This is a genomic window from Mesorhizobium sp. PAMC28654, assembly GCF_020616515.1.
Taxonomy (GTDB): domain Bacteria; phylum Pseudomonadota; class Alphaproteobacteria; order Rhizobiales; family Rhizobiaceae; genus Mesorhizobium.
Genome location: NZ_CP085135.1, coordinates 5,669,985 through 5,695,107, shown reverse-complemented (window position 1 = coordinate 5,695,107; position 25,123 = coordinate 5,669,985). Strand labels below are relative to the sequence as shown.

24 protein-coding genes are annotated in these 25,123 nt (G+C 63.3%); 13 read left to right on the top strand and 11 right to left on the bottom strand.

What is annotated here, in order from left to right:
- Positions 1-87: 87 nt before the first annotated feature.
- A complete protein-coding gene (locus LGH82_RS27980) occupies positions 88-2,328 on the bottom strand; it encodes a heavy metal translocating P-type ATPase (RefSeq protein WP_227345805.1) in 2,241 nt (746 codons plus the stop codon).
- Between the two features lie 110 nt (positions 2,329-2,438).
- Between LGH82_RS27980 and LGH82_RS27975 the strand changes: the two genes are divergently transcribed.
- Both LGH82_RS27975 and LGH82_RS27970 read left to right on the top strand, forming a co-directional pair.
- Positions 2,439-2,855 carry a MerR family transcriptional regulator gene (locus tag LGH82_RS27975; RefSeq protein WP_227345804.1) on the top strand — a complete coding sequence of 139 codons (417 nt, stop codon included), beginning with the start codon at positions 2,439-2,441 and terminating at the stop codon, positions 2,853-2,855.
- 89 nt (positions 2,856-2,944) lie between these two features.
- Entirely contained in the window at positions 2,945-3,745 is an 801-nt protein-coding gene (locus LGH82_RS27970) for a M55 family metallopeptidase (protein ID WP_227345803.1), read from the top strand.
- On the opposite strand, the gene LGH82_RS27965 is transcribed toward LGH82_RS27970, so the two are convergent.
- On the bottom strand, positions 3,735-4,655 hold the full coding sequence (locus LGH82_RS27965; RefSeq protein ID WP_227345802.1) for a LysR substrate-binding domain-containing protein: 921 nt from the start codon (positions 4,653-4,655) through the stop codon (positions 3,735-3,737). The two genes, LGH82_RS27970 and LGH82_RS27965, sit on opposite strands and share 11 nt — an antisense overlap.
- Before the next feature lie 160 nt (positions 4,656-4,815).
- Here LGH82_RS27965 and LGH82_RS27960 point away from each other — a divergent pair, with 160 nt between their 5' ends.
- The 5 genes from LGH82_RS27960 to LGH82_RS27940 are packed head-to-tail and all read left to right on the top strand — an operon-like array spanning position 4,816 to position 9,491.
- Positions 4,816-5,679: a D-amino-acid transaminase gene (locus LGH82_RS27960; RefSeq protein ID WP_227349702.1), complete on the top strand. Its 864-nt coding sequence runs from the start codon at positions 4,816-4,818 to the stop codon at positions 5,677-5,679.
- Positions 5,680-5,719: 40 nt separating this feature from the next.
- A complete protein-coding gene (locus LGH82_RS27955; RefSeq protein WP_227345801.1) occupies positions 5,720-6,565 on the top strand; it encodes an ABC transporter substrate-binding protein in 846 nt (281 codons plus the stop codon).
- A 3-nt stretch (positions 6,566-6,568) separates the two neighbouring features.
- Positions 6,569-7,678: an amino acid ABC transporter permease gene (locus tag LGH82_RS27950; RefSeq protein WP_227345800.1), complete on the top strand. Its 1,110-nt coding sequence runs from the start codon at positions 6,569-6,571 to the stop codon at positions 7,676-7,678.
- 19 nt (positions 7,679-7,697) lie between these two features.
- On the top strand, positions 7,698-8,441 hold the full coding sequence (locus LGH82_RS27945; RefSeq protein WP_227345799.1) for an amino acid ABC transporter ATP-binding protein: 744 nt from the start codon (positions 7,698-7,700) through the stop codon (positions 8,439-8,441).
- Between the two features lie 9 nt (positions 8,442-8,450).
- Positions 8,451-9,491: a P1 family peptidase gene (locus LGH82_RS27940; protein WP_227345798.1), complete on the top strand. Its 1,041-nt coding sequence runs from the start codon at positions 8,451-8,453 to the stop codon at positions 9,489-9,491.
- Between the two features lie 12 nt (positions 9,492-9,503).
- Here the strand turns inward: LGH82_RS27940 and LGH82_RS27935 are convergent, their stop codons facing one another.
- Positions 9,504-10,061, bottom strand: a complete 558-nt coding sequence (locus LGH82_RS27935) for a GNAT family N-acetyltransferase (protein WP_227345797.1) — start codon at positions 10,059-10,061, stop codon at positions 9,504-9,506.
- Between the two features lie 355 nt (positions 10,062-10,416).
- Here LGH82_RS27935 and LGH82_RS33745 point away from each other — a divergent pair, with 355 nt between their 5' ends.
- Positions 10,417-10,722, top strand: a complete 306-nt coding sequence (locus tag LGH82_RS33745; RefSeq protein WP_413771399.1) for a trypsin-like peptidase domain-containing protein — start codon at positions 10,417-10,419, stop codon at positions 10,720-10,722.
- On the opposite strand, the gene LGH82_RS27930 is transcribed toward LGH82_RS33745, so the two are convergent.
- Positions 10,667-11,618, bottom strand: a protein-coding gene (locus tag LGH82_RS27930) for an IS630 family transposase (RefSeq protein ID WP_227343924.1) whose coding sequence is annotated in 2 segments (ribosomal slippage) — positions 10,667-11,275 and positions 11,277-11,618 — 951 coding nt in all. Because the reading frame shifts where the segments join, the coding sequence is not laid out codon by codon here. The genes LGH82_RS33745 and LGH82_RS27930 overlap by 56 nt on opposite strands.
- 28 nt (positions 11,619-11,646) lie before the next feature.
- Here LGH82_RS27930 and LGH82_RS27925 point away from each other — a divergent pair.
- Positions 11,647-12,711 carry a PAN domain-containing protein gene (locus LGH82_RS27925; protein ID WP_227345796.1) on the top strand — a complete coding sequence of 355 codons (1,065 nt, stop codon included), beginning with the start codon at positions 11,647-11,649 and terminating at the stop codon, positions 12,709-12,711.
- Between the two features lie 158 nt (positions 12,712-12,869).
- On the opposite strand, the gene katG is transcribed toward LGH82_RS27925, so the two are convergent.
- The gene (gene katG, locus LGH82_RS27920; protein ID WP_227345795.1) at positions 12,870-15,065 is read right to left on the bottom strand and encodes a catalase/peroxidase HPI; all 2,196 of its coding nucleotides are present in this window, start codon (positions 15,063-15,065) and stop codon (positions 12,870-12,872) included.
- Positions 15,066-15,402: 337 nt separating this feature from the next.
- Between katG and LGH82_RS27915 the strand changes: the two genes are divergently transcribed.
- Positions 15,403-16,326 (top strand): hydrogen peroxide-inducible genes activator, encoded by a 924-nt coding sequence (locus LGH82_RS27915; RefSeq protein ID WP_227345794.1) that lies wholly within the window; start codon positions 15,403-15,405, stop codon positions 16,324-16,326.
- A gap of 49 nt (positions 16,327-16,375) precedes the next feature.
- On the opposite strand, the gene LGH82_RS27910 is transcribed toward LGH82_RS27915, so the two are convergent.
- The 4 genes from LGH82_RS27910 to LGH82_RS27895 all read right to left on the bottom strand — a co-directional run bounded on the left by LGH82_RS27910 (position 16,376) and on the right by LGH82_RS27895 (position 20,295).
- The gene (locus LGH82_RS27910; protein WP_227345793.1) at positions 16,376-17,089 is read right to left on the bottom strand and encodes a DNA helicase; all 714 of its coding nucleotides are present in this window, start codon (positions 17,087-17,089) and stop codon (positions 16,376-16,378) included.
- A complete protein-coding gene (locus LGH82_RS27905; protein ID WP_227345792.1) occupies positions 17,086-18,294 on the bottom strand; it encodes an NADP-dependent oxidoreductase in 1,209 nt (402 codons plus the stop codon). Before LGH82_RS27905 ends, LGH82_RS27910 begins: the two co-directional genes overlap by 4 nt.
- Positions 18,295-18,501: 207 nt before the next feature.
- The gene (locus LGH82_RS27900) at positions 18,502-19,239 is read right to left on the bottom strand and encodes a class I SAM-dependent DNA methyltransferase (protein ID WP_227345791.1); all 738 of its coding nucleotides are present in this window, start codon (positions 19,237-19,239) and stop codon (positions 18,502-18,504) included.
- A gap of 162 nt (positions 19,240-19,401) precedes the next feature.
- Positions 19,402-20,295 (bottom strand): transcriptional regulator GcvA, encoded by an 894-nt coding sequence (locus LGH82_RS27895; RefSeq protein WP_227345790.1) that lies wholly within the window; start codon positions 20,293-20,295, stop codon positions 19,402-19,404.
- A gap of 110 nt (positions 20,296-20,405) precedes the next feature.
- Here LGH82_RS27895 and LGH82_RS27890 point away from each other — a divergent pair, with 110 nt between their 5' ends.
- Both LGH82_RS27890 and LGH82_RS27885 read left to right on the top strand, forming a co-directional pair.
- Positions 20,406-20,888: a VOC family protein gene (locus LGH82_RS27890; protein WP_227345789.1), complete on the top strand. Its 483-nt coding sequence runs from the start codon at positions 20,406-20,408 to the stop codon at positions 20,886-20,888.
- A 65-nt stretch (positions 20,889-20,953) separates the two neighbouring features.
- A complete protein-coding gene (locus LGH82_RS27885; protein ID WP_227345788.1) occupies positions 20,954-21,685 on the top strand; it encodes an SDR family oxidoreductase in 732 nt (243 codons plus the stop codon).
- A gap of 51 nt (positions 21,686-21,736) precedes the next feature.
- Here the strand turns inward: LGH82_RS27885 and LGH82_RS27880 are convergent, their stop codons facing one another.
- Positions 21,737-23,296: a winged helix-turn-helix domain-containing tetratricopeptide repeat protein gene (locus LGH82_RS27880; RefSeq protein WP_227345787.1), complete on the bottom strand. Its 1,560-nt coding sequence runs from the start codon at positions 23,294-23,296 to the stop codon at positions 21,737-21,739.
- Between the two features lie 187 nt (positions 23,297-23,483).
- Here LGH82_RS27880 and LGH82_RS27875 point away from each other — a divergent pair, with 187 nt between their 5' ends.
- A complete protein-coding gene (locus LGH82_RS27875) occupies positions 23,484-24,179 on the top strand; it encodes an alpha/beta hydrolase (protein ID WP_227345786.1) in 696 nt (231 codons plus the stop codon).
- Between the two features lie 230 nt (positions 24,180-24,409).
- Here LGH82_RS27875 and LGH82_RS27870 read toward each other — a convergent pair whose 3' ends face one another.
- Positions 24,410-25,117, bottom strand: coding sequence for a GIN domain-containing protein (locus tag LGH82_RS27870; protein ID WP_227345785.1), 708 nt, complete (start codon positions 25,115-25,117; stop codon positions 24,410-24,412).
- Positions 25,118-25,123 lie beyond the last annotated feature (6 nt).

The following is a 25,123-nucleotide window of genomic DNA, read 5'->3' as shown; positions in this document are numbered from 1 at the left end:
TTCAGGGTCGCGTCAGCAAACTGCTAACCAAGATCACCAACCGGATGATTGGAGAGCACGCGCCTAGGCAACCGTGCCCTGCCCGTCTCACCCGCGCCAGCGCAACAGGCGCATGGCGTTGGCTGTGACCAGCACGGTGGCGCCGGTATCGGCGAGGATCGCGGGCCACAGGCCGGTGATGCCGGCGATAGTGGTGACCAGGAACACCGCCTTCAGCCCGAGCGCCACGGTGATGTTCTGGCGGATGTTTGCCATCACCGACCGCGACAGCCTGATCATGCGCCAGACATCGGTGACCCGGCCATGCAGGATCGCGGCGTCCGCCGTTTCCAGCGCCACATCCGTGCCGCCACCCATGGCGATGCCGATGTCGGCGGCGGCAAGCGCCGGCGCGTCGTTGATGCCGTCGCCGACCTTGGCGACTTTCAGCCCTTCGCGCTGCAGTTCACCGACGATGCGCTGCTTGTCCTGCGGCAACAGCTCGGCTCGTGCCTCGATCCCGAGCGAGGCGGCGATGGCGTCGGCGGTGCGGCGGTTATCACCGGTCAGCATCACCGTACGGATGCCCTCGGCCTTCAGCGCCGAGATACCGGCAGCCGCATCCGGCCTCGCCTCGTCGCGCATGGCGATGAGCCCGGCCATCATGCCATCGGCCACCAGCACGGAGACAGTCTTGCCTTGGCCATTGAGGCTCTCGATGGCAAAGCGCTGTGCCTCGCTCATATCAGCACGTTCCGCCGCTGCCTGGCCGGAGCCGAGGAATACAGCGACGCCACCGACATTGCCTTCGACGCCCTTGCCCGAGATCGCCTTGGACGCCAATGCCGGCGTCACCTTGATCCTCTCAGCTTCCGCCTTGCCGAGAATCGCCATCGCCAGCGGATGGCTGGAGCCCTGCTCAAGGGATGCCGCCAGTGCCAGCACGTCGCGCTCATCGCGGCCATAGGCCACCACATCGGTGACCGCCGGCTTGCCCTCGGTCAGCGTTCCCGTCTTGTCGAAGGCCACCGCCGTGATCTTCGAAAAGCCCTCCAGCACCGAGCCGCCCTTCATCAGCAGGCCGCGCCGTGCGCCTGTCGCCAGCCCGGCGGCGATTGCCGCCGGCGTCGAGATGACCAGCGCGCAGGGGCAGCCGATCAGCAGGATCGCCAGGCCCTTGTAGATCCATTCATTCCAGTCGCCGCCCATGAGCAGCGGCGGCAGCAGCGCCACCAGCGCCCCGACCACCAGCACCGCCGGTGTGTAGATGCGTGAGAAGCGGTCGATGAAACGCTCGGTCGGCGCCTTGGCCTCCTGCGCTTCCTCCACCAGCCGAACGACGCGGGCGATGGTGTTGTCGGAGGCGGCGGCGGTGACCCGCACCTTGAGCACGCCATCGGTGCTGATCGTGCCGGCGAAGACGGTTTCCCCGACGCTCTTGCGCTTCGGTGTGCTCTCGCCGGTCACCGGCGCTTCGTCAATGTCGCTCGAACCTTCGATGATCTCGCCATCGGCGGGAATGCGGTCGCCTGGCCGCACCACGATGACGTCGCCGACGCCAAGCTGTTCGGCGGGAACCTCGACGGTGCCGCCGGCCCGCTCGACTAGCGCCGTCTTCGGCACCAGGTCGGCAAGCCCCTGGATGCTCGCTCGCGCCCGGCCGGCGGCGACGCCTTCCAGCATTTCGCCGATGAGAAACAGCACCACCACGGCTGCGGCTTCTTCCGTCGCGCCGATCATCACGGCGCCAACGGCGGCAATGGTCATCAGCATCTCGATCGAGAATGGCGTTCCCGCCAAGGCCGCCATCAGCGCGCGCCGGGCGATCGGCACCAGTCCGACCAGCAGCGCCGCCAGGAAAGCCCAGCGCTCGGCCGCCGGGACCAGATGGCCGATTGCATAGGCGGCGAGAAGTGCGGCCGCGCAGCCCAGCGTCAGCATCGCCCGGCGCGAGCGCCACCACGCCTGTCCCGGTTCGGCATCATTGTGAAGATGGGTAGAGCCAGCCGCCTGCCGGCCGGCCGGCTTGACGCCATGATCGTGGCCTTCGTGATCGTGGCCCTCATGGTCATGATCATGATCGTGGTCATGCGCCTTGGCCGCCGCAGCGCGCCCATCGCTCCTGGCTTCGGCCTTGACGATGCCGTAGCCGAGCCGCGCCACCTGCCGCAGCACCTTGTCCTCGGGCAGCACGCCGCCATGGCTGACCGTCATCGAGGCGCCGGTCACCGAAACCGAGACATCGGCGACGCCGTCGAGACGGCGCACCGCCGTATCGATCTTGGCCGCGCAGGACGCACAGTCCATGCCGCCGATCTTGAACCGTGTCTGCTTGAGAGGAGCCGTCATCACATCACCTGTCTGTTTTTCACCGCGCGACGTGCCGCCGCTTGGGTCTTGAATCCCGATGTCAGGCAATGTAATTCCTCTAGTCACTAGAGCTTCAAGAGGAAAAATTCATGTTTTCGATCGGAGATCTTTCCCGCCGTACCGGGGTCAAGGTGCCCACTATCCGCTACTACGAGCAGATGGGCCTGGTCGCCGCGCCCGAGCGCTCGGAAGGCAACCAGCGCCGCTACGGCCGGCAGGAGCTGGAACGCCTGGCCTTCATCCGTCACGCCCGCGATCTCGGCTTCGCCGTCGAGGACATCCGTGCGCTGATCGAGCTCAGCTTCCATCCCGAGCAGCCCTGCGGCCACGCCGACAAGATCGCCGAGGAACAGCTGATCTCGGTGCGCGAAAAGATCGCTCAGCTGAAGCGGCTGGAAGCGGAACTCGAACGCATCGCCACCTGCTGCAACGGCAAGACGGTCGGCGACTGCTATGTCATCCGTGCGCTCTCCGACCACGCGCTTTGCGCCGACGAGCACGCCTGACACTTTAATTCGACAGGGCGATTCATTTTCACAGGGAAAGGAGGTAATCGCCTGAAAAGAATCGAACTTCGATAAGGCAGGGAAGACAGATGAAAGTGTTCATCAGCGCGGACATAGAGGGCACCGCCGGCATAGCGGATTGGGACGAGGCGCTGAAGGAAAGACGGGATTATTCGGAATTCCGCGAGTTGATGACGGCCGAGGTGGTCGCCGCCTGCGAGGGCGCCAGGGCCGCCGGCGCAAAAGAGATCCTGATCAAGGACGCGCACCAGAGCGCGCGCAACCTGATCGTCTCCAAGCTCCCCGACTATGCCAGCATCGTGCGCGGCTGGAGCGGCCATCCCCATGTCATGATGTTCGGCCTCGACAGGAGTTTCGATGCCGCTCTTTTCACCGGCTATCACGCCAAGGCCGGCACTGAGTCCAATCCGCTCGCCCATACGATGAACGACAGGATTTCGCGGCTGGTCATCAATGGCGAGGTCGCTTCGGAATTCACCGTCAACGCCTTTACGGCGGCACTCCTCGGCGTCGCGCCGGTGTTCCTGTCCGGCGATCGCGGCATATGCGATGATGCCCGCGCGCTCGTGCCGGGAATTGGCACGGTTGCGGTGAGCGAAGGTTTCGGGCGCGCCACGCTGTCCATGTCGCCGGCGCGGGCGATGGACCAGATTCGCGAGGGCGTGGAGAAGGCGCTGTCGCGCGACCTGACGGCGTGCCGCCTCGACCTGCCCAAGCATTTCGACGTGGAGATCGAGTTCAACAACCCGACCGATGCCTATCGCGCCAGCTGGTATCCGGGAGCGGAGCACCCGCGCGAGCGCACCTTGCGCTTCGTCTCCGACAACTATTTCGAAGTGCTGCGCGCGCTGCGCTTCCTCACGGTGTAACGCCCCCGGCCCAATTGCCCGCCGCCTCCCAGAAACGGTTGGCGATCGGGCGCGCGCCATCGGCGTGGCGGTAGAGGCGGATCTCGGTCGTCAGCTCCCAGTCGGGATCGACGGACGCCGGCACAAGGGCTCCATCGGCCACTTCGCTGACGATCAGCCGTTCCGGCAGCCACGACACGCCCCACCCGGCGAGCGCCATCGCCTTGTGGCCGATGCAGATGGTGTTTTCATGCGTGGTGTTGCGCGTAAAGGGCGGGCGCTTGGCGAACAGCTTGTTCAGCGCCATGCCGAAAAACGAGAAGTCACCATAGTCGATATAGGGCAGCGGCGTGTGTGCCCTCAGCGCGTGGTCAAGCAGCGGCCCTTGCGCATGCGGCGCCGCCACCGGCTTCACCTTCTCCGTGCCCAGCACGAGGAAAGAGAAGCGCGAACTGTCGAGCAGGAACGGCACCGAGGGATGGAAATAGGTGAGCAGGAAATCGCAATTGCCGTCGAGCAGCGTGTCGATGTTCTCCTCGATGCCGCCCTTGTCCGGGCTGACATGCGAACTGAACAGCGGCAGGTGTGCGCGCATGTCGTCCAGCCATGCGGGAAGGAAGGTGACGGTGAGCGTGTGCAGCGCCGAGAACGTCACCCTGTGCTTTTCAGCCTCGTTGCGCGGGCGCAGCGAATCCCGGTTGCGATGCATCGTGCGTATGGCGTCCTCGGCCATCGGCAGGAAGCGCACACCCTCCGCCGTCAGCGTGACGGGAAAGGTTGCCCGGTTGACCAGGGTGGCGCCCATCCAGCCTTCGAGTTGCTTGACGCGCCGGCTGAAGGCCGGTTGCGTCACGCCGCGCAGATAGGCGGCCCTGGAAAAGCTCAGGCAGCCCGCCAGGCAGCAGAAATCCTCCAGCCATTTGAGTTCCATGAAATCCGGCCTCCCGCATCTTCGGCAGCTCCGTATAGCGGCGTTTCCTCATGCCACGCAAATCCCATGCAAAAAATGCATAAGCTCGAAGAAACATGGCATTGGCCATGGTTCTTCGATGCCACTAGCGTCCGGCCACATCATCAAACCGGGAATGGCCGTGGCGCGCGAAGTCTATGTGGAAGGCAGGTTCGTCAGCGAGGACCAGGCGACAGTCTCGGTCTTCGACAGGGGGCTGTTGTTCGGCGACAGCATCTATGAGGTGACCGCGGTCATCGACGGACGCCTGATCGACAACGACCTCCATCTGGCGCGGCTTGAACGGTCGCTCGGCGAACTCGAAATCCCGATGCCACTCTCGCCCGAGGCGATCGTGGAGGTCCAGACCCAGCTGATCGCCCGCAACCAGCTGCGGGAAGGTGTCATCTACCTGCAGATCAGCCGTGGCATCGCCGACCGCAACTTCGGCTATGCCGGAGACATCAAGCCGACCTTCTTCGCGTTCAGCCAGGCCAAGGACCTGCGCAATGCGGCGGCGGTGCGCGACGGCGTCCGCGTCGCCATCGTCGACGACCAGCGCTGGGCGCGACGCGACATCAAGACCACGATGCTGCTGGCGCAGGTCCAGGCCAAGCATGTCGCGGCGCAACGCGGCTGCAAGGAAGCCTGGCTCGTCGAGGACGGCTTCGTCACCGAGGGCGCCTCCTCCACCGCCTATATCGTCACCGCCGACAACCGCATCGTCACGCGCGCCAACTCGCGCGCCATCCTGCCCGGCTGCACGCGCCGCGCCGTCATCACGGTGGCCGATCGACTGAACCTGGTGGTCGACCAGTCACGGTTCACCGTCGAAGACGCGAAAAGCGCGCGCGAGGCATTTTTGACCAGCGCATCAAGCCTGGTGACCCCGGTCATCGAAATTGCAGGACACATGATCGGCGACGGCAAGCCCGGCCCGGTCACCCGGCTCCTGCAGAAGACCTATCTGGACCTGGCATTGGGGAGCCCTGCCCCGGTTCAGTAGGAACGTCCAGCAACGACAATCAACAATGGGAGAAGAATAAATGAAGTCCTTGAAATACGCATTGTGCGCCTCCGTCCTGGCACTGACCTGTGCGACCTCGGCCATGGCCGAGACACAGGGCTATGGCGACTGCCAGGTGACGGGCGAGCGCGGCACCGACAAGATCACCCCGGCGGTTGCCGGCCAGTTCACCGTCATCATCAACCTGCCGGCGGTCGGCCAGTTCAATGGCGACACGCCCGACACGATCAAGGACGGCTACGAGTTCTGCATGGCGGTCAACATCGCGCACCGGCTCGGCCTCGACACAGTGAAGCTGGTCAACGCCTCCTTCGATTCCATCGTCGCCGGCCAGAACAAGGATTATGACATCGCGCTGGCGCTGATCTCGGTCACGGAGCCGCGCAAGAAGGTCGTCGATTTCTCGGTGCCCTACATACAGTCGGACAATGGCGTGGCGGTGAAGGCCGGCAACACCGTCACCGAGGAAACCATCAAGACCAGCCGTGTCGGCGTCCAGGCGGGCACGACGCTGGTGCAGTTCGCGCAGGAGACCCTCAAGGCCAAAAGCGTCGATGTGTTCGACGACACGGCCTCGATGTTCACCGCGGCCGCCGCCGGCAAGGTGGACGCCGTGATGACCGATCTCGGCATCGTGCTCGGCCAGGTGGCGAATTCCAATGGCAAGCTGGCGGTCGTCGGCAAATACACCACCGACCGGCCGACCGCCGGCATCTATCCGAAGGGTTCGCCGAACGGAGCGGTCATCGACAAGGTCATGACCGACCTGACGAATGACGGCACGCTGAAGAAGCTGGAAGCCGCCTATCTGCTGCCATCCTGGGGTGGCCTCTCCCCCGACAGCGTACCGGTCTGGAAATACTAAGGCATGTCGATACCGATAGCTGAAACGGGAAGCGAGCGCGCCAGCCAATGGCGCGCCCGCGGCAAGGTCCGCACGCATGGCAGGCGGGCCTGGGTGGCGCTCGGCGTCACCGCCGTTACGTTTCTCGCCATTGCCTACACGTCCCTGCACATCGCTGCCTATGTGCTGCAGCAGGGCTGGCCGAACGTGCCCGTCCAGATCGTGTCGGCACTCGCCTGCGTGCCGCCGCTATGGGTCATCGGGGTTGCCTGGCGCGCTGTCAGGCTGTCCGCGCGCGCGGCATCATCGAATGACGTACATGCCGGCCGCGAACTTGGGTCCATATCCTCGGATGTATCCTGGAACGCCCTCTCCTATTCAGTGGCGCTCCTGATCATCTGCGCCTTCGCTTGGTTCCTGGTGGTCAACGATGCCGCCGTCAGCCGGACGTTCTTCGATATCGACCTGATCTGGAAGTCGACCTGGACCATCCTCAAGGCGTTCGGCACCAACATCTCGATCTTCTTCTTTTCCGCGATCCTCATCCTGGTCTGGGCGCTGGTCGTCGCCATCGCCCGCACCTTGCCCGGCAAGGCAGGCCGGCCGATCCGCACGCTGGCGATCATCTATGGCGACCTGTTTCGCGGCCTGCCGGCCATCATCACCATCTATCTCATCGGCTTTGGCCTGCCGTTGACCAGCCTTCCCATCCTCAAGGACCTGTCCTCCAACGCCTATGCGATCATCGCGCTGACGCTGACCTATGGCGCCTATACTTCCGAGGTCTATCGCGCCGGTATCGAGAGCGTGCATCCGAGCCAGATCGCGGCGGCGCGCTCGCTGGGCCTCTCCTATTTCAGGACGATGCGCTACGTGGTGGTTCCGCAGGCTATCCGCGGCATCATTCCGCCGCTGATGAACAACTGCATCAGCCTGCAGAAGGACACGGCACTGGTCGCCATCATCGGCACCATCGACGCCTTCAACCAGTCGAAAATCGTCGCCAGCAACAATTTCAACCTGTCGGCGGTGACGACGGTGGCGCTGATCTTCATCCTGATTACCATCCCGCAAGCTCGCTTCGTCGACCGGCTGATCGAGCGGGACCGCCGCAAAACGCGCTCAGGCACATGACGAGCGGGGAGTGAAGCACATGGCATTGGTCGAGATCGACAAGGCCTACAAGCGCTACGGCGCGGTCGAGGTGCTGAAGGGCATTTCGCTGGACATCGAGGAACACCAGGTCGTCTGCCTGATCGGCCCTTCGGGCTGCGGCAAGTCCACGCTGCTGCGCTGCATCAACTGCCTGGAGCCCATCCAGGGCGGCGAGATCAGGCTGCATGGCGACCGCGTCACCGGTCCGGGCGTCGACCTCGACCTGCTTCGGCGCGAGATCGGCATCGTCTTCCAGAGCTACAATCTGTTTCCCCATATGAGCGTCATCGAGAACATCACGCTCGGACCGGTCAAGGTGCTGGGCATGCCTCGCAACGCGGCTACTGACAAGGGCATGGCGCTGCTCGAACGGGTCGGCCTCGCCGCCAAGGCGCGGGAATATCCCGACCGCCTGTCCGGCGGCCAGCAGCAGCGCGTGGCCATCGTGCGCGCGCTGATGATGGACCCTGCCCTCCTGCTGCTCGACGAGATCACCTCGGCGCTCGATCCCGAACTCGTCTCGGAAGTGCTGGACATTGTGCGCGATCTCGCCACCAAGGGCATGACCATGGTGCTGGCAACGCATGAAATGGGATTTGCGCGCGAGGTTGCCGACAAGGTCTGTTTCCTGCAGGAAGGGCTGGTCTACGAAGAAGGCCCGCCCTCGCAAATCTTCGGCAACCCGCAGGGCGAACGGACCCGCGCCTTCCTGAAGCGCATCATCGACGCGGGCCGTTTGTAAGGAGCAAGAATGACCAGGACCGTCGGTGATTTCGGCCTGACCTGCGGCACCTTGCCGGCGGGCGCGAAGAATTCCATCACCGACGTGCCCGGCGTGCGGGTCGGCCACCACACGCTGCGCGAGGGCGACATCAACACAGGCGTCACCGCGATCCTGCCGCATGCTGGAAACCTGTTTCGCCGGAAAGTGACGGCGGCGGCCCATGTCATCAACGGCTTCGGCAAGACGATCGGCCTGACGCAGGTGCGGGAACTCGGCGCCATCGAGACGCCGATCCTGCTCACCAACACGCTCTCCGTCGGCACTTGCGCCACCGCGCTGATCCGCGACGCCATCCGCCAGAACCCGGATATCGGCCGCTCGACCGGCACCGTCAATCCGGTGGTCGGCGAATGCAATGACGGCCCGCTGAACGACATCCAGGCGCTGGCGATCAGCGAGGAACACGCTCTTGCGGCGCTGGCGGACGCGCATGAAGGCGCGACGGAACAGGGCAATGTCGGCGCAGGCACCGGGATGAGCTGCTTCGGCTTCAAGGGTGGCATCGGCTCGGCCTCCAGGAAGCTCAAGCTGGGCGGCGGCGACCATCACCTTGGCGTTCTCGTCCTGTCGAATTTCGGCCGGGCCGGAGACCTGATCCTGCCCGACGGACGCCGACCCGATCCGAGGCAGGAGGCGGAGCCCGAACGCGGCTCGATCATGATCGTGCTGGCGACCGATGTGCCGCTTGAACATCGCCAACTCGAGCGTGTGGCGCGTCGCGCCGGAGCTGGCATCGCCAGGCTCGGCTCCTTCTGGGGCCATGGCAGCGGCGACATCGCCATCGCCTTCAGCACCGGCAACGTGGTCGACCACGACGAACCGCGCGATCTGGTCCCCCAGATGACCTTGAACGATGCCCGCATCGACATGCTTTTCCGGGCAGCGGCCGAGGCCACGCAGGAGGCCGTGCTGAACTCCATGCTTTCCGCTGTCGCGTTCACAGGCAGAGGTGGCACGCATCGCACATCGCTGGCCGACTGGCTGGATGGTCAGTCACGGGCCGGATAGGCTGAGCCGCGCCTACAACTCGATCCGGAACCGCAAGCTCTCCACGCCACCATAGGCGGCGTCCTCGAAAAACCTCCCGACAAGCCTCCCGCCATTGGCCAGGATTACCTTGTGCGAGGCCGGATTTTCCGGCTTGGCGGTGATCTCGACATGGGGCAGGCCGACCGCCCTCGCCTCGTCCAGCATCAGCCGCAGCGCCTCGGTCGCGTAGCCCCGCCGCCGTTTCCACGGCACCACCGCATAGCCGATATGGCCGAGCACATGCGGCGGTAGTTCCGCCGTGCCCTTCTGCCAGCGAAAGCCGATCGAGCCTGCCGCCTCGCCATCCCATATCCAGCGCCGAAAACCGGGCAGGCGTGACACCTTCCGGCCGTCCGGCAATGTCAGAGGCGGCCCCTTGGCTTCGGGATCATCGAGGCTGGCGAGAAAGGCCACCGGGTCCGCCGCGATGGCGGCCAACTGTTCGCGCGTCGCTTCCTCGAGCCGCACATTGTCCGGCGACCAGCCGCGGTCGAGCGCCGCCTTGTAGGACGGCAGGTGTTCAAAAGCGGGTTTGACGATTTCGACCATGTTGCACCGCAGGCGTCGTGGAGATGCCGATAAAATAGCAGCGTTGCCAGCGAAGGAACGTACCACCAGAGCATACGCTGTTACGACAAGGCCCGTTCCATCGCTGGAACCACGGCCTCATTCGTAAGCCTCTGGAGCAGGCATCTGGCGCGGCCAGTTTCAAGCCGCGCCAGATTGCTGGTCTCAAGCAATGTCACATTCTTCGCGCAGACCACCACGGACCGTCGGCGAGCCATCAACGCCTCGGAGTTGACTTGCTCCGAAGCAATTAGAGACGCGACACCGCGCCCAAATGTCTTGCTGGCTAGTCGATTTTGAGGCTTATTGACTTCGGTGTGCTTGGGTAGGTGGCGTAATGATTGCGGGTAAGAAGTCTTTCCGCCTCTTTTTGACGGTGTCCGCAGTCATCGCATCCAGCCTATTTTGTGCGGCCGCGGGATCATCCGATATCATCAGTTCGGGGACAGGCTTCTTCGTCAACGACCAAGGTTGGATTGTCACCAACCAGCATGTTGTCGAAGGGTGCGAAAGCGTCAGCGTGCCATCTCTTGGTGATGCCGCGGAAATCAAAATAGACAAACAAAACGACCTAGAGCAGAATCTGATCATTCCGGCTCATATCCTGTTGCGGCGAAGTAGTTGGCGCACTCGGTTGGTGTGAAGCAAGGCAGTGCGGCGCTGATGGTATCCCACAATTCCGCGACGGTTCGTGCGGCGGCTTTGCGTAGAATCGATTTCAGCTTGGAAAAGGCGTTCTCGATCGGGTTGAAGTCGGGGGAATAGGGCGGGAGGAACATCATCCTTGCGCCGGTTGCTTCGATCGCCACACGGGCGGCTGCGCTTTTGTGCGCCGGCAGGTTGTCGAGGATCACGACATCGTCGGGCCGCAGCGTCGGCACGAGAACCTGCTCGACATAGGCGACAAACCATTCGCCAGTCATCGGGCCGTCCAGGACCATTGGCGCGGTCATGCCAGTGAGGCGCAGGGCGCCGGTGAACGTCGTCGTCTTCCAATGGCCATGCGGGATTGGCGATCGGCACCGCATCCCGCGCTTCGTGCGCCCCCGCAGTCGAGCCATCTTTGTCGAGGCTCCGGTCTCGTCGATGAAGACCAGATGCTCGGGATCAAGATCGGGCTGGGCGTCGAACCAGGCGTTTCGTCGCGCCGCCACGTCTGGCCGCTCCTGCTCGCTGGCGTGCGCCGTTTTTTTTTTTGAAGGTCATGGAGTGACGATCGAGAAACCGCCAGATCGTGCTCGTCGCAAACGACGCGCCATGCTCCTGTCGCAGCAACTCGGCGAGTTCGACCAGCGTGATGTCCACCCGCCTCTCGATCGCCGCCAGGATGATGTCGCGATACGCTTCAACGCGGTGGGACCGCCTGTCGCCGCCCTGCGGCTTTGCGCAGGTGGCTCCGGTCTCGCGCCATTCCCGGACCCAACGCACCGAGCTTGCCGCCGCCACGCCAAATCGCGCCGCTGCCGCCCGTCGCGACAGGCCGCCATCAACCGCTGCGACCACCCGAGCCCGCAAATCTTCCGATAAGGATTTCGCCATGCCATGCCGGCCTCCGAATCCAGCAGATATGCTGAATCAGATTTCCAATCCCAACGAAACCCCTATCGATTCTATCCGCTCGGATTTTGCTCTAGCTGTTTTCAAGGTCAACGCGACGGACAAAAAATCGATTTCTCTTCGTAGTACCCAGCCGAGACTGGGCGAAGATATCGCGGCTTATGGTTTCCCGCTTAACGGCATTCTCTCCGACTCAATCAAGGTCACCACCGGGAACATCAATTCGCTAGTTGGGATGGAGAACGATACCCGCTTCATGCAGGTTTCGACGCCGCTACAACCAGGCAACTCAGGCGGCCCAATCGTTGATCACTGGGGCTCCGTCGTTGGCATGGCAACATCGGTCTTAGGGTCGAAATTCGCTGACGCGACGGGAATAACCCCTCAAAACGTGAATTTTGCAATACGGTCAAATGTCATCGAACTGTTTTTGCAGAGCCGCGATATCAAGTTCGAAAGTAGCGTGCCACAGGCCGGGGCGCCTCCTCTTTCCACTGCTGATCTGTCCGACAAGATCGTCCCATCGACCGTTTCGATTCTTTGTCACGGCAAACCCATGGCTCAGGTTGCCAATCAGACGCCAACGACCGCGCCCGTTGCGCCGACAACGACCGTTTCTCCCCCAATGTCCCGGGGTTTTCAGTCTCTGACGAACGTCGATGTAATCGGCTTTGATTATTCGACTCTTCGTTCTGTCTCCAGCGAGCAATGCAGCGCGGCCTGTCAGGCGGACCCTTCTTGCCGCGCAACGACCTACAACAAGAAGGAGCACTTTTGCTTCTTGAAGAATGACGCGAAGCTTTTGGTTCGCAACTACGACGCTGACGCAAACGTGGCTTCTGATCTGATGGGGAGCACTGTGGTCTCCACATTTACAATCGCTTCCAGCCGCGACATGGCCGGTGGGGACTATCTGCGACTTCGCAATAGCTCGTTTATCGGCTGCTATCTTGAATGCGAAAAGGATTGGAAGTGCCGAGCGTTCGCTTACACCCGAAAAAAGAACGATTGCTGGCTGAAAAATCAGACCGGACGCCTGTCGGTTAAAGCGGGCGTCGACCTTGGCGTTCGATAGAGCGGCTCCGATACCGGCCGCCAACCATCCGTCGAAATGGGCGTAGTATCCGCCGCATTCTGATGGTGCCGAAAGTCGTTGTTCGGCAGGTCATCTCGTCAAAATGCAGGCGCTCCAGCGCGGCTCCTGCTTCAGGGCCGCGCTGGACTGTTCCCGACTCAGGCGATGTCGAAGCGGTCGGCGTTCATCACCTTGGTCCATGCCACCACGAAATCCCTGGCGAACTTCGCCTTGGCGTCGGCCGTGCCATAGACTTCGGCGAGCGCCCGCAGCTGCGAGTGCGAACCGAAGATCAGGTCGGCTCGGGTGCCGGTCCACTTGACTTCGCCGGTCTTGCGGTCGCGGCCTTCGAACACGTCCTTGGCATCCGACGTCGCCTTCCACTCCGTGCCCATGTCGAGCAGGTTGACGAAGAAGTCGTTGGTCAGCGTTTCCGGCTTCTTGGTGAAGACGCCATGCTTCGACTGGTCGGCATTGGCGCCGAGAACGCGCAGGCCGCCGACGAGAACCGCCAGTTCCGGCGCCGTCAGCGTCAGCAGTTGCGCGCGGTCAACCAGCGCTTCCTCGACGGTCAGGCGCTGCTTGCCGCGAACATAGTTGCGGAAACCGTCAACGGTCGGTTCCAGCGGCGCGAAGGAGTGGATGTCGGTCTGCTCCTGCGAGGCGTCCATGCGGCCCGGCCAGAAGGGAACGTCCACGTTGTTGCCAGCGTCACCAGCGGCCTTCTCGATGGCGGCATTGCCGCCGATGACGATCAGGTCGGCAAGCGAGACCTTCTTGTCGCCGGACTGCGAAGCGTTGAACTCCTTGGCAATAGCTTCGAGCTTCTCGAGCACCTTAGCGAGTTGGGCCGGCTGGTTGACCTCCCAGTCCTTCTGCGGGGACAGGCGAATGCGCGCGCCATTGGCACCGCCGCGCTTGTCGGAACCACGGAACGTCGAAGCCGACGCCCATGCCGTCGATACCAGCTGCGGCACCGAGAGGCCGGAAGCAAGGATCTTCGCTTTCAGGGCGGCAACGTCCTGCTCGTCGATCAGGACGTGATCGACCGCCGGGATAACGTCCTGCCAGGGCAGCTCTTCCTTGGGCACGAGCGGGCCGAGATAGCGGGCGACCGGGCCCATGTCGCGGTGCGTCAGCTTGTACCAGGCGCGTGCGAATGCGTCGGCGAACTGATCCGGGTTCTGGTGGAAGCGTCGCGAGATCGTCTCGTAGGAAGGATCGAACCGCAGAGCAAGATCGCTGGTCAGCATCGAGGGCGCATGGCGCTTGGCCGAATTGTGCGCGTCAGGCACGGTGCCCGCACCAGCGCCGCCCTTCGGCGTCCACTGGTTTGCGCCGGCCGGGCTCTTGGTCAGTTCCCAATCGAAGCCGAACAGATTGTCGAAGAAGTCGTTGCTCCACTTCGTCGGCGTCGTGGTCCAGGTCACTTCCAGGCCGCTGCCAATCGCGTCGCCGCCCTTGCCGGTGCCAAACTTGCTGGCCCAGCCAAGGCCTTGCTGCTCGATATCAGCGGCTTCAGGCTCCGGACCGACCAGTGCCGCGTCGCCCGCGCCATGGGTCTTGCCGAAGGTGTGGCCGCCGGCGATGAGCGCGACGGTCTCCTCGTCGTTCATGGCCATGCGCGCGAAGGTGTCACGGATGTCACGTGCCGAAGCGAGCGGATCGGGATTGCCGTTCGGGCCTTCCGGGTTGACGTAGATCAGGCCCATCTGCACGGCGCCGAGCGGGTTCTGCAGGTCGCGGTCGCCACTGTAGCGCTCGTCGGCCAGCCACTTGCCTTCCGGACCCCAATAGACGTCCTGCTCGGGCTCCCACACATCGGCGCGGCCACCGGCGAAACCGAAGGTCTTGAAGCCCATCGATTCCAGCGCGACGTTGCCGGTGAGGATCAGAAGGTCGGCCCAGGAAATCCTGCGGCCATATTTCTGCTTGATCGGCCACAGCAGACGGCGGGCTTTGTCGAGGTTGACGTTATCCGGCCAGCTGTTCAGCGGCGCGAAACGCTGCTGGCCGGCTCCGGCGCCGCCACGGCCGTCGGCGATGCGATAGGTGCCGGCGCTATGCCATGCCATGCGGACGAACAGCGGCCCGTAATGGCCGAAGTCGGCCGGCCACCACTCTTGCGAGTCCGTCATCAAAGCATGCAAGTCCTTGATCACGGCGTTCAGGTCGAGGCTCTTGAACTCCTCGGCATAGTCGAACGCCTCACCCATCGGGTCGGACAGCGGCGACTGCTGGTGCAGGATCTGGACGTTCAACTGGTTCGGCCACCAGTCGCGGTTGACCTTGCCAACGGCGGTGTGCACGATCGGGCATTTGCCCTTGCTGTTGTCGTCTGTGTTTGCGTCCATGGTTCTCTCCGATCGTGGCTTACGTTAATCGTGGCTGCGTTGGTCGAATTGCATCGTTGGCAAGGACCATGGGCGCCCTTGAAGACGCCCTCATGTCCCGCATTGTGCCCCGGTGCCGAATACGGGGATGTCCTACCGCCGCGGGCTCATCCTGGACAAGGCTCCAAATGCAGAAAGATAGGTGCCAGCCAACCGGGCGAACCGCATCCGCATCGCTGGAAAGCAGCGCGCCAGGCGGTTGCGGCATTGGCTACTCTCATCTCCCTTTCAAACCTTGTAGCAAAGCCGCTCGATCAAATTAAGTTGGATTTCCTGATTGCAGCGATAAGATGCGGTTATGACCAACATGACATTGAAACAGCTTCGTTATTTCGAGGCGCTGGCACGGCACAAGCATTTCGGGCGCGCCGCGGACGCGTGTGCGATCTCCCAGCCGGCCATCTCCGTGCAGATCAAGGAACTGGAGGAAGCACTGGGCACCGAGCTCTTTGAAAGAGGCGCGCGGCAGATCCGGCTGACCAATTTTGGCGAAGAGTTCGCGCTGCGCGTCCGCGACATCCTGCGGTCGGTGGATGAACTGGGCGATCTCGCGCGCGCCTCGCGCGACCGGCTGGTCGGGCGGCTGCGCATCGGCGTGATCCCGACAGTGGCGCCCTACCTCTTGCCTTCCATCATCGGCAATCTGTCGCGCATGCATGACGGCATCGATATCCACGTGCGCGAGACACAGACGCAGAAGCTGATCCAGGAACTGGCGGATGGCCGGCTTGACGCCGCCATCGTTGCCCTCCCCGTGTCCGAGCCTTCGCTGACGGAAATTATGCTGTTTGCCGAGACTTTCGTGCTGGTGCGGCCGGGCGAGGACGAAGGCAAGCCGGTGCCCAACCGCGAAATGCTGCGCGAAATGCGGCTGCTTCTGCTGGAGGAAGGCCATTGCTTCCGCGATCAGGCCCTGTCCTTCTGCAACATGCATTCGGTGCGGCCGCGCGAGCTACTGGATGGCAGCTCATTGTCCACGCTGGTGCAGATGGTCAGCGCCGGCATCGGCATCACCTTGATCCCGGAAATGGCTGTGGCGGTGGAGACACGCTCGGCATCGGTCTCCATCGCACGCTTCAACAGCCCCCAACCCTCGCGGACCATCGGCATGATCTGGCGCAAGACGAGCCCGATAGCCAAGCAGTTGCTCGGCATTTCCGAGGTCGTGCGCCAGTCGGCCGACGCGATGCGCAGCCAGCACGGTACGACGTTCCCGGCCTGAACGCCGCCCCATGCCGATGGCCATGGCAGCTTGCCTTGGCGCCAATTCGTCAACCCGCCGCCTGGAACCGGATTTCGCCCTCGTTCAGGAAACATGTCTTGTTGAACAGCGACAGGTCCAGCGGGTTCGGCAAGCGGACATCGCCGATATCCGGGCACGGCTTCTTTGCCGGGTCGTAGGATCGGTCGATCTGCGAGATGAAGACCAGGATCAGGCCCCTGTCATCAGCGAAGGCTTTCAGCGTGCGGACCTGCGCCATCAGGTCCGGGTTTTCCCGCTTCTGATCGAGCAGTTGCAGATAGTCTATGACCACCAGCGTGCCTGATGGCGCCGAGCCCAATGCCCGCACGATATAGTCGGCGCTTATCGCGTCGGAATTGTCGAATTCAAACAGCTCATTGAACCGCGCCGGATCCGCTCCGATGGCGCGAAAGCAGTCGAGGACGTCCCTTTGCGTATACTCCAGCGTGAAGAACACGCCGCGATTGCCGGATTTCATCGCCTCCACCGCGAGTTCGAGGCTCATCAGCGTCTTGCCATGGCCCGGCCGCGCACCGACCAGAACCAGGTCGCCGGGCGTCAGTTGCGCGAACAATCTGCCGGCGGGAGTGATTCCGCCTGCCTTACTCGCAAGCAGGCTCCAGCTGGCGAAACCTTCTTGTGCCGCAATGCGGTCGAGCGCCTCGTGGAGCGGTATCTTGCCCTCACGCGACAGCAACCTCGCCTGACGCTTCAGATGGTAGACGGGCGCGGACAGCTTCATCGAAAAACCTCCTGGTGCGAGCCGTTTTCGCAACCCCTCCTTATGCGTGATGCTCGAACAGTCGGTTCGGTGATCGGATAGCCCCGCATGATCAATGCTTTCCCAGTGGAGGGAGGAGGCGTGGGCCGCGCCAGAATCAGATGATATCTCAATCTCTGCGCATCGAAAATGCCGATGTCCGGCGCGGGCGGGCCGTCACTCATGGCATCGTGACAACCACTTTTCCCTTGGGCGCGTCCGCCTTCGACATAGTCGAGAGCCTCGGCGATTTCCGCGAATGGATATGTCCTGTCGACGATGACCGTCAGTTTTCCCTGCTCGATCAGTTCCGCAAGCAGCGACAGGTCGCTGCCGCTCGGATGCATGAAGAGATAGCGATAGCTGACACCCGCGCGCCGAGCCCGGGACCGGACACCAAGGCTGATCAGCCAAAACAGGGCGGCGAGCGCCCGGCCACGCCTCAGGTCGTTGAGCGCGGTTTGCGGTTCCGGCATGGCCGCCACTGAAACGATCGTGGCTCCCGGCTTCATGATCTCGAACATCTGGTCCAGCGTCTTGCCGCCGATCAGATCAAATCCTGCGTCAAACCTGCCTTCCACGCTGGATACATCCCGGACCGTATAGTCGATCACCTCGTCGCAGCCGAGCGAGCGCACCAGTGCTTCACCTCTCTTCGAGGCTGTCGTCGTCACATGCGCGCCCAGCCATTTGGCGATCTGAATGGCGAAGGTGCCCACACCCCCGGCGCCGCCCGAAATGAACACGCTCTGCCCCGGCTTGACGCCGAGTATGTCCCTCAGCGCCTGCAGAGCGGTCAGCCCCGCCAGCGGGACGGCGGCGGCCGCCGTGAAATCCAGATTCTTCGGCATCAGCGCGGCATAGTCTTCATCGACGCATGCCTGCTCGGCGAATGCGCCGGCACGGTCCTTCGCCACCCGGGCAAACACACGGTCACCCACCCGGAACCGTTCGACGGCGCTGCCAACGGCGACAACCTCCCCCGCGAGTTCGTTGCCCAGCACCAAGGGAAGCCTTGGCCGCAGGATCGTGCGCAGCTTTCCCTCGCGGAATTTGAAATCCACCGGATTGAGGCCCGAGGCTCGTACGTCAACGAGTATGTCGCGTGGCCCTGGCGCGGGCGCCGGGACGTCCGTCAGCAGAGAGCCGTCAGGGCCGCCATAGCGTTTGAGAATATATGCGCGCATGACTCTCCACCTTCGGGTGGAGCATGCCACGTCGCCGACCAAACGCAAACGAAGCGCGGCGGGCGGACATGACATCAGCCCAAATGACCCGCCAGATATTAGCGTCTCCTGATAAATCGCGAAGGGGTAAGACGGACCTCAATGAAGTTACTGCCTCCGCCACGCTCGTCCGAAGGACTACAAAGCGTGGCGAGCGGACACTGCTTTTCACCTCGTCGCGAACGTGATGATCTCGGGGCTCGCAGATCCCAGCGGGCTGCCGTCAAAGTCGCCGAATTGCTGTTCGATCCGCAGCCCCGCGCGCTCCACCAGGCTCACCAGGGTGTCCTTGTCGAGGAATCGCAAGGTGCTCCGGCTAACCTGCGGAAGGCTCGGATGCTTTCCGCCGAATGTATGCGCGAATGTCACCTTCTGTCCGTCGAACGGCACGACAACCTCTGTTGTGATCCGCACCAAAGACCCGTCAGGCAGCCCAACGACGACAGCATTCTCTGGTGTCCAGTGCTCCCAGGCTCGCACCGAAGGGTTCCGCGTTTCGAAAGCGAAGCATCCGCCCGGAACAAGGGCGCGTCGCACGGCCACCATGAAATCCCGCAGCTCTTCGTCGCTGACAAGGGCTTGGAATGCGTGGCCAGTCATCACGATGAGATCAAACTCGGCTGTCCAGGCGGCCGACTGGAGATCGCCGAGAACCCATTCGATATCCGTGCGCGTTCGTGCGCGATTCAACACGCCGGCTGCTGGGTCGGTACCGCAGAGCCGCCCGGAATGTCCGGCCTGGCGGGCCTCGTGAAGGAGGGTGCCCGTTCCGCATCCGACATCAAGCACAGCGTCTGCTGTTAGAATGCGAGGCAGGTAGAAATCATAGTCGTCGCGCACAGACCTCGGGTGCCACGCATCGTAGACGGCAGCGAGATAAGGGTCGGCGAAAAAATGGTCGACCATAGGCGGTATTCCCAATCAACTTGAACGTGAAGCGGTGTTGCCGCAAGCATATGCGAGGGGAGTGGTGCCACGCCAGACAGTCGAGCTTCAGCATCGGTGATGATCATTCGTTCGATTGGCGACCGAGGGAACGTTCGCAAAGGCTCGAAAGCGACCTCGGCGTCAGTCCCGCAGTGGCGTAACCTCCGAAAACAGCCAATCCCGAAAGGCCATCACCTTGCGCTGGCGGATGGCATCCGGCGGATAGACCACGTAGAAGCTGGAGACGGCTTTCAGCGCGTGGTCGAAGGGCCGAACCAGCCTGCCTGTGGCGAGATCAGCCGCAACCAGCATGGTGCGGCCAAGCACCACCCCTTCGCCCTGCACCGCCGACTCGACCGCGAAGGTCGCGGAATCGAAGGTCAGCCCGCCATGGGGGTCGACACCTTCGACCCCGGCGCTGTGGAGCCAAGCCGCCCAATCGAGCCGATAACCGTCACGGATCAGCGTGTGATGTTTGAGGTCTTCTGGTGTGCGCAGCGGATGCGGCCCCTCGAGCAGCCTCGGGCTGCAGACGGGAAACACCTCCTCGCCGGTGAGGAATTCCGACGTCAGCCCCGGATAGTTTCCGGCTCCGTAGCGGATGGCGATGTCGATGCCGTCGCCGAGGAAGTTGGTCAGCCTGCCGGTCGTCGAAACCCGCACATCGATGTCGCCATGTGCGCGGTGAAAGCGGTAGAGGCGCGGCACCAGCCATTTTCCCGCAAAACCGTCGGAGGTGCTGACGTTCAATGTCGAGCCCGAATGGCGCACTGTTGCCGAAGCGGTGGCCACCGCCAGTTGGTCGAGCGCGGCGCGAACCGCCAGCGCATAGGGTTCGCCGACGGCAGTGAGGCGCACCGAACGCGTCGCGCGCTCGAACAAGAGCACGCCGAGCTGATCCTCAAGGTTCTTGATCGCCCGGCTGATGGCGCCATGCGTGACGTTGAGCTCGTCGGCCGCCCGGGAGAAATTCAAATGCCGGGCCGCTGCCTCGAAGGCCGGCAATGCATTGAGTGGCGGAAGTTTGCGGCGCATGGAGATTTGTGAGTGTTGATCACTAATCATTGCCAAAGAATGGTTTGTCTGTCGAGCGTTTGCTGAGCAAAAATGCTGCAGGATTTGTGATCAAACCTCACGAGGGCAGCATGGCTACCATCCACCCATTTCTCTGGTTCCACACCAATGCCGAGGAGGCACGCGACTTCTACCTGTCGGTGTTCAGGAACGGCCGGGCGCTGGAAGCCGTGACCTTCACGGACTTCGTTGGCGGGACGAACAGGACGGTCCCGCATGCCATTTTCGATTTCGAACTCGAAGGGCTTCGCCTCACGGCGCTCAACGCCGGCCAGATGCCTCCTTTCAACGAAAGGATCTCGCTCTACATCGAAACGAAGGACCAGGCCGAGACCGACTATTACTGGAACGCGCTCACGGCAGACGGCGGCTCCGAGCAGCCTTGCGGCTGGCTGAAGGACAAGTACGGCGTCTACTGGCAGGTCATTCCCGAGATCGCGATACGGCTTATGGCCGACCCCGACCGCGAGAAGGCGCACCGGGCACGGCAGGCCATGTACACGATGAAGAAGCTCATCGTCGCCGACCTGGAAGCTGCCTACGCCGGCCACTAGCGAGTGGCCGCACTGATGGGCGGCTACGCAAATCAACACTGCATTCCCTTAAACAGGAGGAACCCATGGCTACGCTCAAGGGAAAGAAGATTGTTGTCGTCGGCGGCAGTTCCGGCATCGGCCTCGGCGTGGCGAGGGCCGCGCTCGAAAGCGGCGCGGAGGTGGTGATTGTCGGCCGCTCGGCCGAGAAGCTGAAGGCAGCCGAACGAACGCTGGCTGGCGGCGATCGCGTGAAAGGCCTTGTCGCTGACATGACGAAAGAGGCGGACATCGCCGGGATGTTCGACGAGATCGGCGCGTTCGACCACCTCGTCTCGACGGCAGGAACGCCACCGCCGAACTACCCTATTGGGGGTGCTGACATGGATGTCGTGCGGGGTTTCATCGACAACAAGCTGATCGGCGCCGTCATACTGGCCAAACATGCAGTGCGCACCTTGAAGGCCGGCGGGTCCATGACCTTCACCTCTGGCATCAACAAGGACCGGCCGCCGATACCCGGAGGCTCGGTCGTCTCCGCGATCGCCGGCTCGTTCACCTATTTCGCCCGCGCGCTGGCGCTGGAACTCGCGCCGACGCGCGTCAACATCGTGTCCCCCGGCTGGGTCGACACGCAGATGTGGGACGACATTGTCGGCGACGCCAAATCCGGTTTCTTCGCGGACATGGCCGCCCGCTTGCCGGTGAAGAGGATAGCGACACCAGCCGACATTGCGCCAGCCTATCTCTATCTCATGCAAAGCGAATTCATGACCGGCGAAACAGTCCACATCGACGGCGGCCAGCGCCTGATCTAGCGGTCGTCAGAGTTTCTGGCGACTGTTGCGGCGCCCCTATCCTCTCGCCGCCTATGCGGGCAGGCCTGCCGTCCGCAGGGCGGCGGTGACGTCGTCGACGATATCAGGCGCAAGTCCTACGGCGGCAGACCAGCGGCCGATGGTGAAGTGCGGGTCGAGCGACATCAGCCGTGTCGCCGCCGCCCTTGCCTCGTCGAACCGACCTAGCCTGACCAGCGGTGCGGCCAGCCATCCGTGCAGCATGCTGAAGCCCGGGTTCATCTCCACCGCCCGCCGGCCGGCTATGACGGCCTGCTCGTGTCGGCCGGACAGAAAGTTGCCGAAGCCGATGATGCCCTGCGGCACGCAACTCATGGCATCGAGGGGGTTAAGCCGTAGCGCCTGCTCGCCCCAGTCGATCGCCCGCGCCGCGTCGCCTCCATAGGCCACCGACACGCAGCCGAAGGCGTAGACGAAGGCGCAGGACGCGCTGAGCGCCAAAGCCTGTGCAAACGCCTCGTCGGCCAGCCCGCGGTCATGCTCCACGATGCCAATGGTGAACCCGGCCAGAGCCAGCGCCATCGCGTCGCCCGAGCCGTGCTCGATCGCCGCATGGGCGTGGCGGATCGATTTTTCGCGGTTCTCCGGCTGCATGCCGCCGCGCACAAAAAGCGACTGATGCGCCCAGGCGGCGAAGCCATGGGCAAGCGCATAGTTCGGCTCAATGGCCAAGGCCTGGTCAAGCGGCGGTAGCGCCTTGCCGGCCCCCTGCGGCATGAAGGTGTAAACATCGGGCAGCGCGCGCAGCAGCAGATCGTAGGCGTCGAGACTGTCCGGCCGCTTGCGGCGGACGCGCTCGATCTCGGCCCAGCGCAGATTGGGCTCAATTGCCGCGACCACGCTGATGGTGATCTCGTCCTGCAGCGCGAACACATCGGTCAGTTCGCGGTCGTAGCGCTCGGCCCAGAGATGGCCGCCATCCTCCGTGTCGATGAGCTGGCCGGTGATGCGCACGCGGCTTCCCACCTTGCGCACGCTGCCTTCCAACACATAGCGCACGCCGAGCTCGTGACCGACCTGCTTCACATCCACTGCGCGGCCCTTGTAGGCGAAGGAGGAATTTCGCGCGATGACGAACAGCCACCTTATGCGTGACAGGCCGGTGATGATGTCCTCGACCATGCCGTCGGCAAAATAGTCCTGATCCGGATCGCCGCTCATGTTCACGAAGGGCAACACGGCAATGGAGGGACGGGCGGGAACGCCCGCATCAGGCCTCGATCGCTCCATGGGAGCCGCCGCCTCTGCCACTGTCGTCTCAGCCTCCTCGCGAACGGTGCCGACGAAGCGAAGGCCCCGGCGCAGGATGGTGCGGATCAGGCGCTGCTGCTCGCCGCTGTCGCGGAGCGCATTGCGGGCAGCGTTGATGCGGCTGGCCAGCGTCGCGTCCGAGACGATGCGCCCTTTCCAGACCGCATCGACCAGATCGTCCCTGCTGACCACCCGCTCGCGATTGCGGATCAGATATTGCAAGAGGTCGAACACCTGCGGCTCGACAGGGATCAGGTCGTTGCCGCGACGCAGCTCGCGCCGATCGCCATCCAGGGCGAAGTCCTCGAAGAGATACGGCAATTTTCTGGCTCCAGACCGCGACGAATAGCTGCTCCCGACACTGTAGCCGCGTCGTGGACACAAAATCAAAGCGGCCTGAATGTAAAATCAAGGGCTCCTGAAAGTCGCCTCAAAGCGCTCCCTCCAGCTCTGCCGCATAGTCCTCCTGCAACCAAACGCAAACAACGCTTTGAAAAGGAGAACTCAAATGTCGAACACTGCAGCAAATTCCGTTGTCCTCGTCCACGGCGGCTTCGTCGATGGCTCCGGCTGGGACGGTGTCTACCAGATCCTCAAGAAGGACGGCTATGACGTCACCATCGTCCAGAACCCGACGACCTCGCTCCCCGATGATGTCGCCGTCACCAAGCGCGCCATAGCCAACGCTCCCGGCAAGGTCATCCTGGTCGGCCACTCCTATGGCGGCGTCGTGGTGTCCGAAGCCGGTACCGATCCGAAGGTGGCGGGTGTCGTCTATATCGCGGCCTTCGCGGCGGATGCCGGCGAGTCCGTCTCGACCCTGATCGCCAACCCGCCTCCCGGCGCGGCGGTGCCACCGATCCTGCCGCCCGTCGACGGCTTCCTGATGCTCGACAAGGCCAAGTTCGCCGCCTCGTTCGCCGCCGACGTCCGTCCCTCGCTCGCCGCCTTCATGGCGGACTCGCAGGTGCCGTGGGGCGTGGCCGCGCTCGAAGGCAAGGTTACCAAGCCGGCCTGGAGGGTGAAGCCGAGCTGGTATCTCGTCGCCACCGACGACAAGATGATCCCGCCGCCGGCGCAACGCCAGATGGCCAACCGGGCCGGAGCGACGACGGTCGAAGTACCAGGCAGCCACGCTGTCTACGTCTCCGATCCCGCGGCCGTCGCCAGCCTCATCAAGCAGGCCGCCGCCGGCAAGAACTAAACCGGCATCACCCTCGATGGAGAGCCTGGGCGCCTGACGCGCCCAGGCAAACAGACATTTCAACCGGCCGTTGCGGATGGGTCGACGGGGGTCGGCGACCAGGTCCTGCAGGTGTTGGTGACCAGTCCCACGGCAAGGCAGGGTCCTGAGGATCGGCCTTCCCGCAAGATTCCGGCAATTGCCGGCAACCAAATCGGAGCGGAAGAACCGCGCCGGCTCCAGGTTCGAGCCTACGGTCGCTGTGTGATGCTGCCGCTGCCTCTGACCTGCGAACGCCGCATGGTCGGGTGCCCGTAGACGTCGACGTCGCCGCTGCCGGATATCGAGACATCGGCGTCCGCCTGTGCGGTAATCTCCGCGTCGCCGCTGCCACGGATATCGACCTGGGCGGACTGGGCGATCAGGTTCTTGAGCCGCGCCGAGCCCGAACCCGAGATTTCCAGGCCGACCGTCCCAGCGGTTCCGGTGGCGGCCACGCTGCCGCTTCCCCGGATGCTCAGCCGCAATTCGGGCTGGTTGATCCCCGACAGGGTAAGGTCCCCGCTGCCAAGCAATTTCCAGTCTGAAATCGCCGGCCCCGACAGGCTGACATCGAACCGGGACGGAAACCAGCCGGGCTCGCAATCCAGGCCGAGCCTGCTGCCTTCAATCCGCACATGGTCGATCAAGGTTGAATCGCCGCTGATGACAGCCTCAGCCTTGTCTCCCGGCTGATACCGGACTGAAGCCGGCAAGGCTATCGTGAAGCTGTCGTTGGCACTGAACGACAGCGTGACCTCTTTTCTGGTGGATGTGACCGCTCCGCAGGTGGATTGCCCGCCTATCCACGAACCCCCGGCATTAACCCAATCCGGCCCGGCAAGCCCAATGCCCAAAGCCAGAAAGAGGGCGGCGCCGGTTAGTCCCGCCATGGCGGCGAATGCCAGTTTTCCAGTCATTGTCCG

Coding starts and splice junctions, on each gene's coding strand:
- LGH82_RS27885 (WP_227345788.1), top strand. CDS start 20,954: ATGGCTACGCTCAAGGGAAAGAAGATTGTTGTCGTCGGCGGCAGTTCC.
- LGH82_RS33745 (WP_413771399.1), top strand. CDS start 10,417: ATGATTGCGGGTAAGAAGTCTTTCCGCCTCTTTTTGACGGTGTCCGCA.
- LGH82_RS27890 (WP_227345789.1), top strand. CDS start 20,406: ATGGCTACCATCCACCCATTTCTCTGGTTCCACACCAATGCCGAGGAG.
- LGH82_RS27955 (WP_227345801.1), top strand. CDS start 5,720: ATGAAGTCCTTGAAATACGCATTGTGCGCCTCCGTCCTGGCACTGACC.
- LGH82_RS27925 (WP_227345796.1), top strand. CDS start 11,647: ATGCTGAATCAGATTTCCAATCCCAACGAAACCCCTATCGATTCTATC.
- LGH82_RS27870 (WP_227345785.1), bottom strand. CDS start 25,117: ATGACTGGAAAACTGGCATTCGCCGCCATGGCGGGACTAACCGGCGCC.
- LGH82_RS27970 (WP_227345803.1), top strand. CDS start 2,945: ATGAAAGTGTTCATCAGCGCGGACATAGAGGGCACCGCCGGCATAGCG.
- LGH82_RS27980 (WP_227345805.1), bottom strand. CDS start 2,328: ATGACGGCTCCTCTCAAGCAGACACGGTTCAAGATCGGCGGCATGGAC.
- LGH82_RS27945 (WP_227345799.1), top strand. CDS start 7,698: ATGGCATTGGTCGAGATCGACAAGGCCTACAAGCGCTACGGCGCGGTC.
- LGH82_RS27940 (WP_227345798.1), top strand. CDS start 8,451: ATGACCAGGACCGTCGGTGATTTCGGCCTGACCTGCGGCACCTTGCCG.
- LGH82_RS27950 (WP_227345800.1), top strand. CDS start 6,569: ATGTCGATACCGATAGCTGAAACGGGAAGCGAGCGCGCCAGCCAATGG.
- LGH82_RS27915 (WP_227345794.1), top strand. CDS start 15,403: ATGACCAACATGACATTGAAACAGCTTCGTTATTTCGAGGCGCTGGCA.
- LGH82_RS27900 (WP_227345791.1), bottom strand. CDS start 19,239: ATGGTCGACCATTTTTTCGCCGACCCTTATCTCGCTGCCGTCTACGAT.
- LGH82_RS27905 (WP_227345792.1), bottom strand. CDS start 18,294: ATGCGCGCATATATTCTCAAACGCTATGGCGGCCCTGACGGCTCTCTG.
- LGH82_RS27910 (WP_227345793.1), bottom strand. CDS start 17,089: ATGAAGCTGTCCGCGCCCGTCTACCATCTGAAGCGTCAGGCGAGGTTG.
- LGH82_RS27875 (WP_227345786.1), top strand. CDS start 23,484: ATGTCGAACACTGCAGCAAATTCCGTTGTCCTCGTCCACGGCGGCTTC.
- LGH82_RS27895 (WP_227345790.1), bottom strand. CDS start 20,295: ATGCGCCGCAAACTTCCGCCACTCAATGCATTGCCGGCCTTCGAGGCA.
- katG (WP_227345795.1), bottom strand. CDS start 15,065: ATGGACGCAAACACAGACGACAACAGCAAGGGCAAATGCCCGATCGTG.
- LGH82_RS27935 (WP_227345797.1), bottom strand. CDS start 10,061: ATGGTCGAAATCGTCAAACCCGCTTTTGAACACCTGCCGTCCTACAAG.
- LGH82_RS27965 (WP_227345802.1), bottom strand. CDS start 4,655: ATGGAACTCAAATGGCTGGAGGATTTCTGCTGCCTGGCGGGCTGCCTG.
- LGH82_RS27975 (WP_227345804.1), top strand. CDS start 2,439: ATGTTTTCGATCGGAGATCTTTCCCGCCGTACCGGGGTCAAGGTGCCC.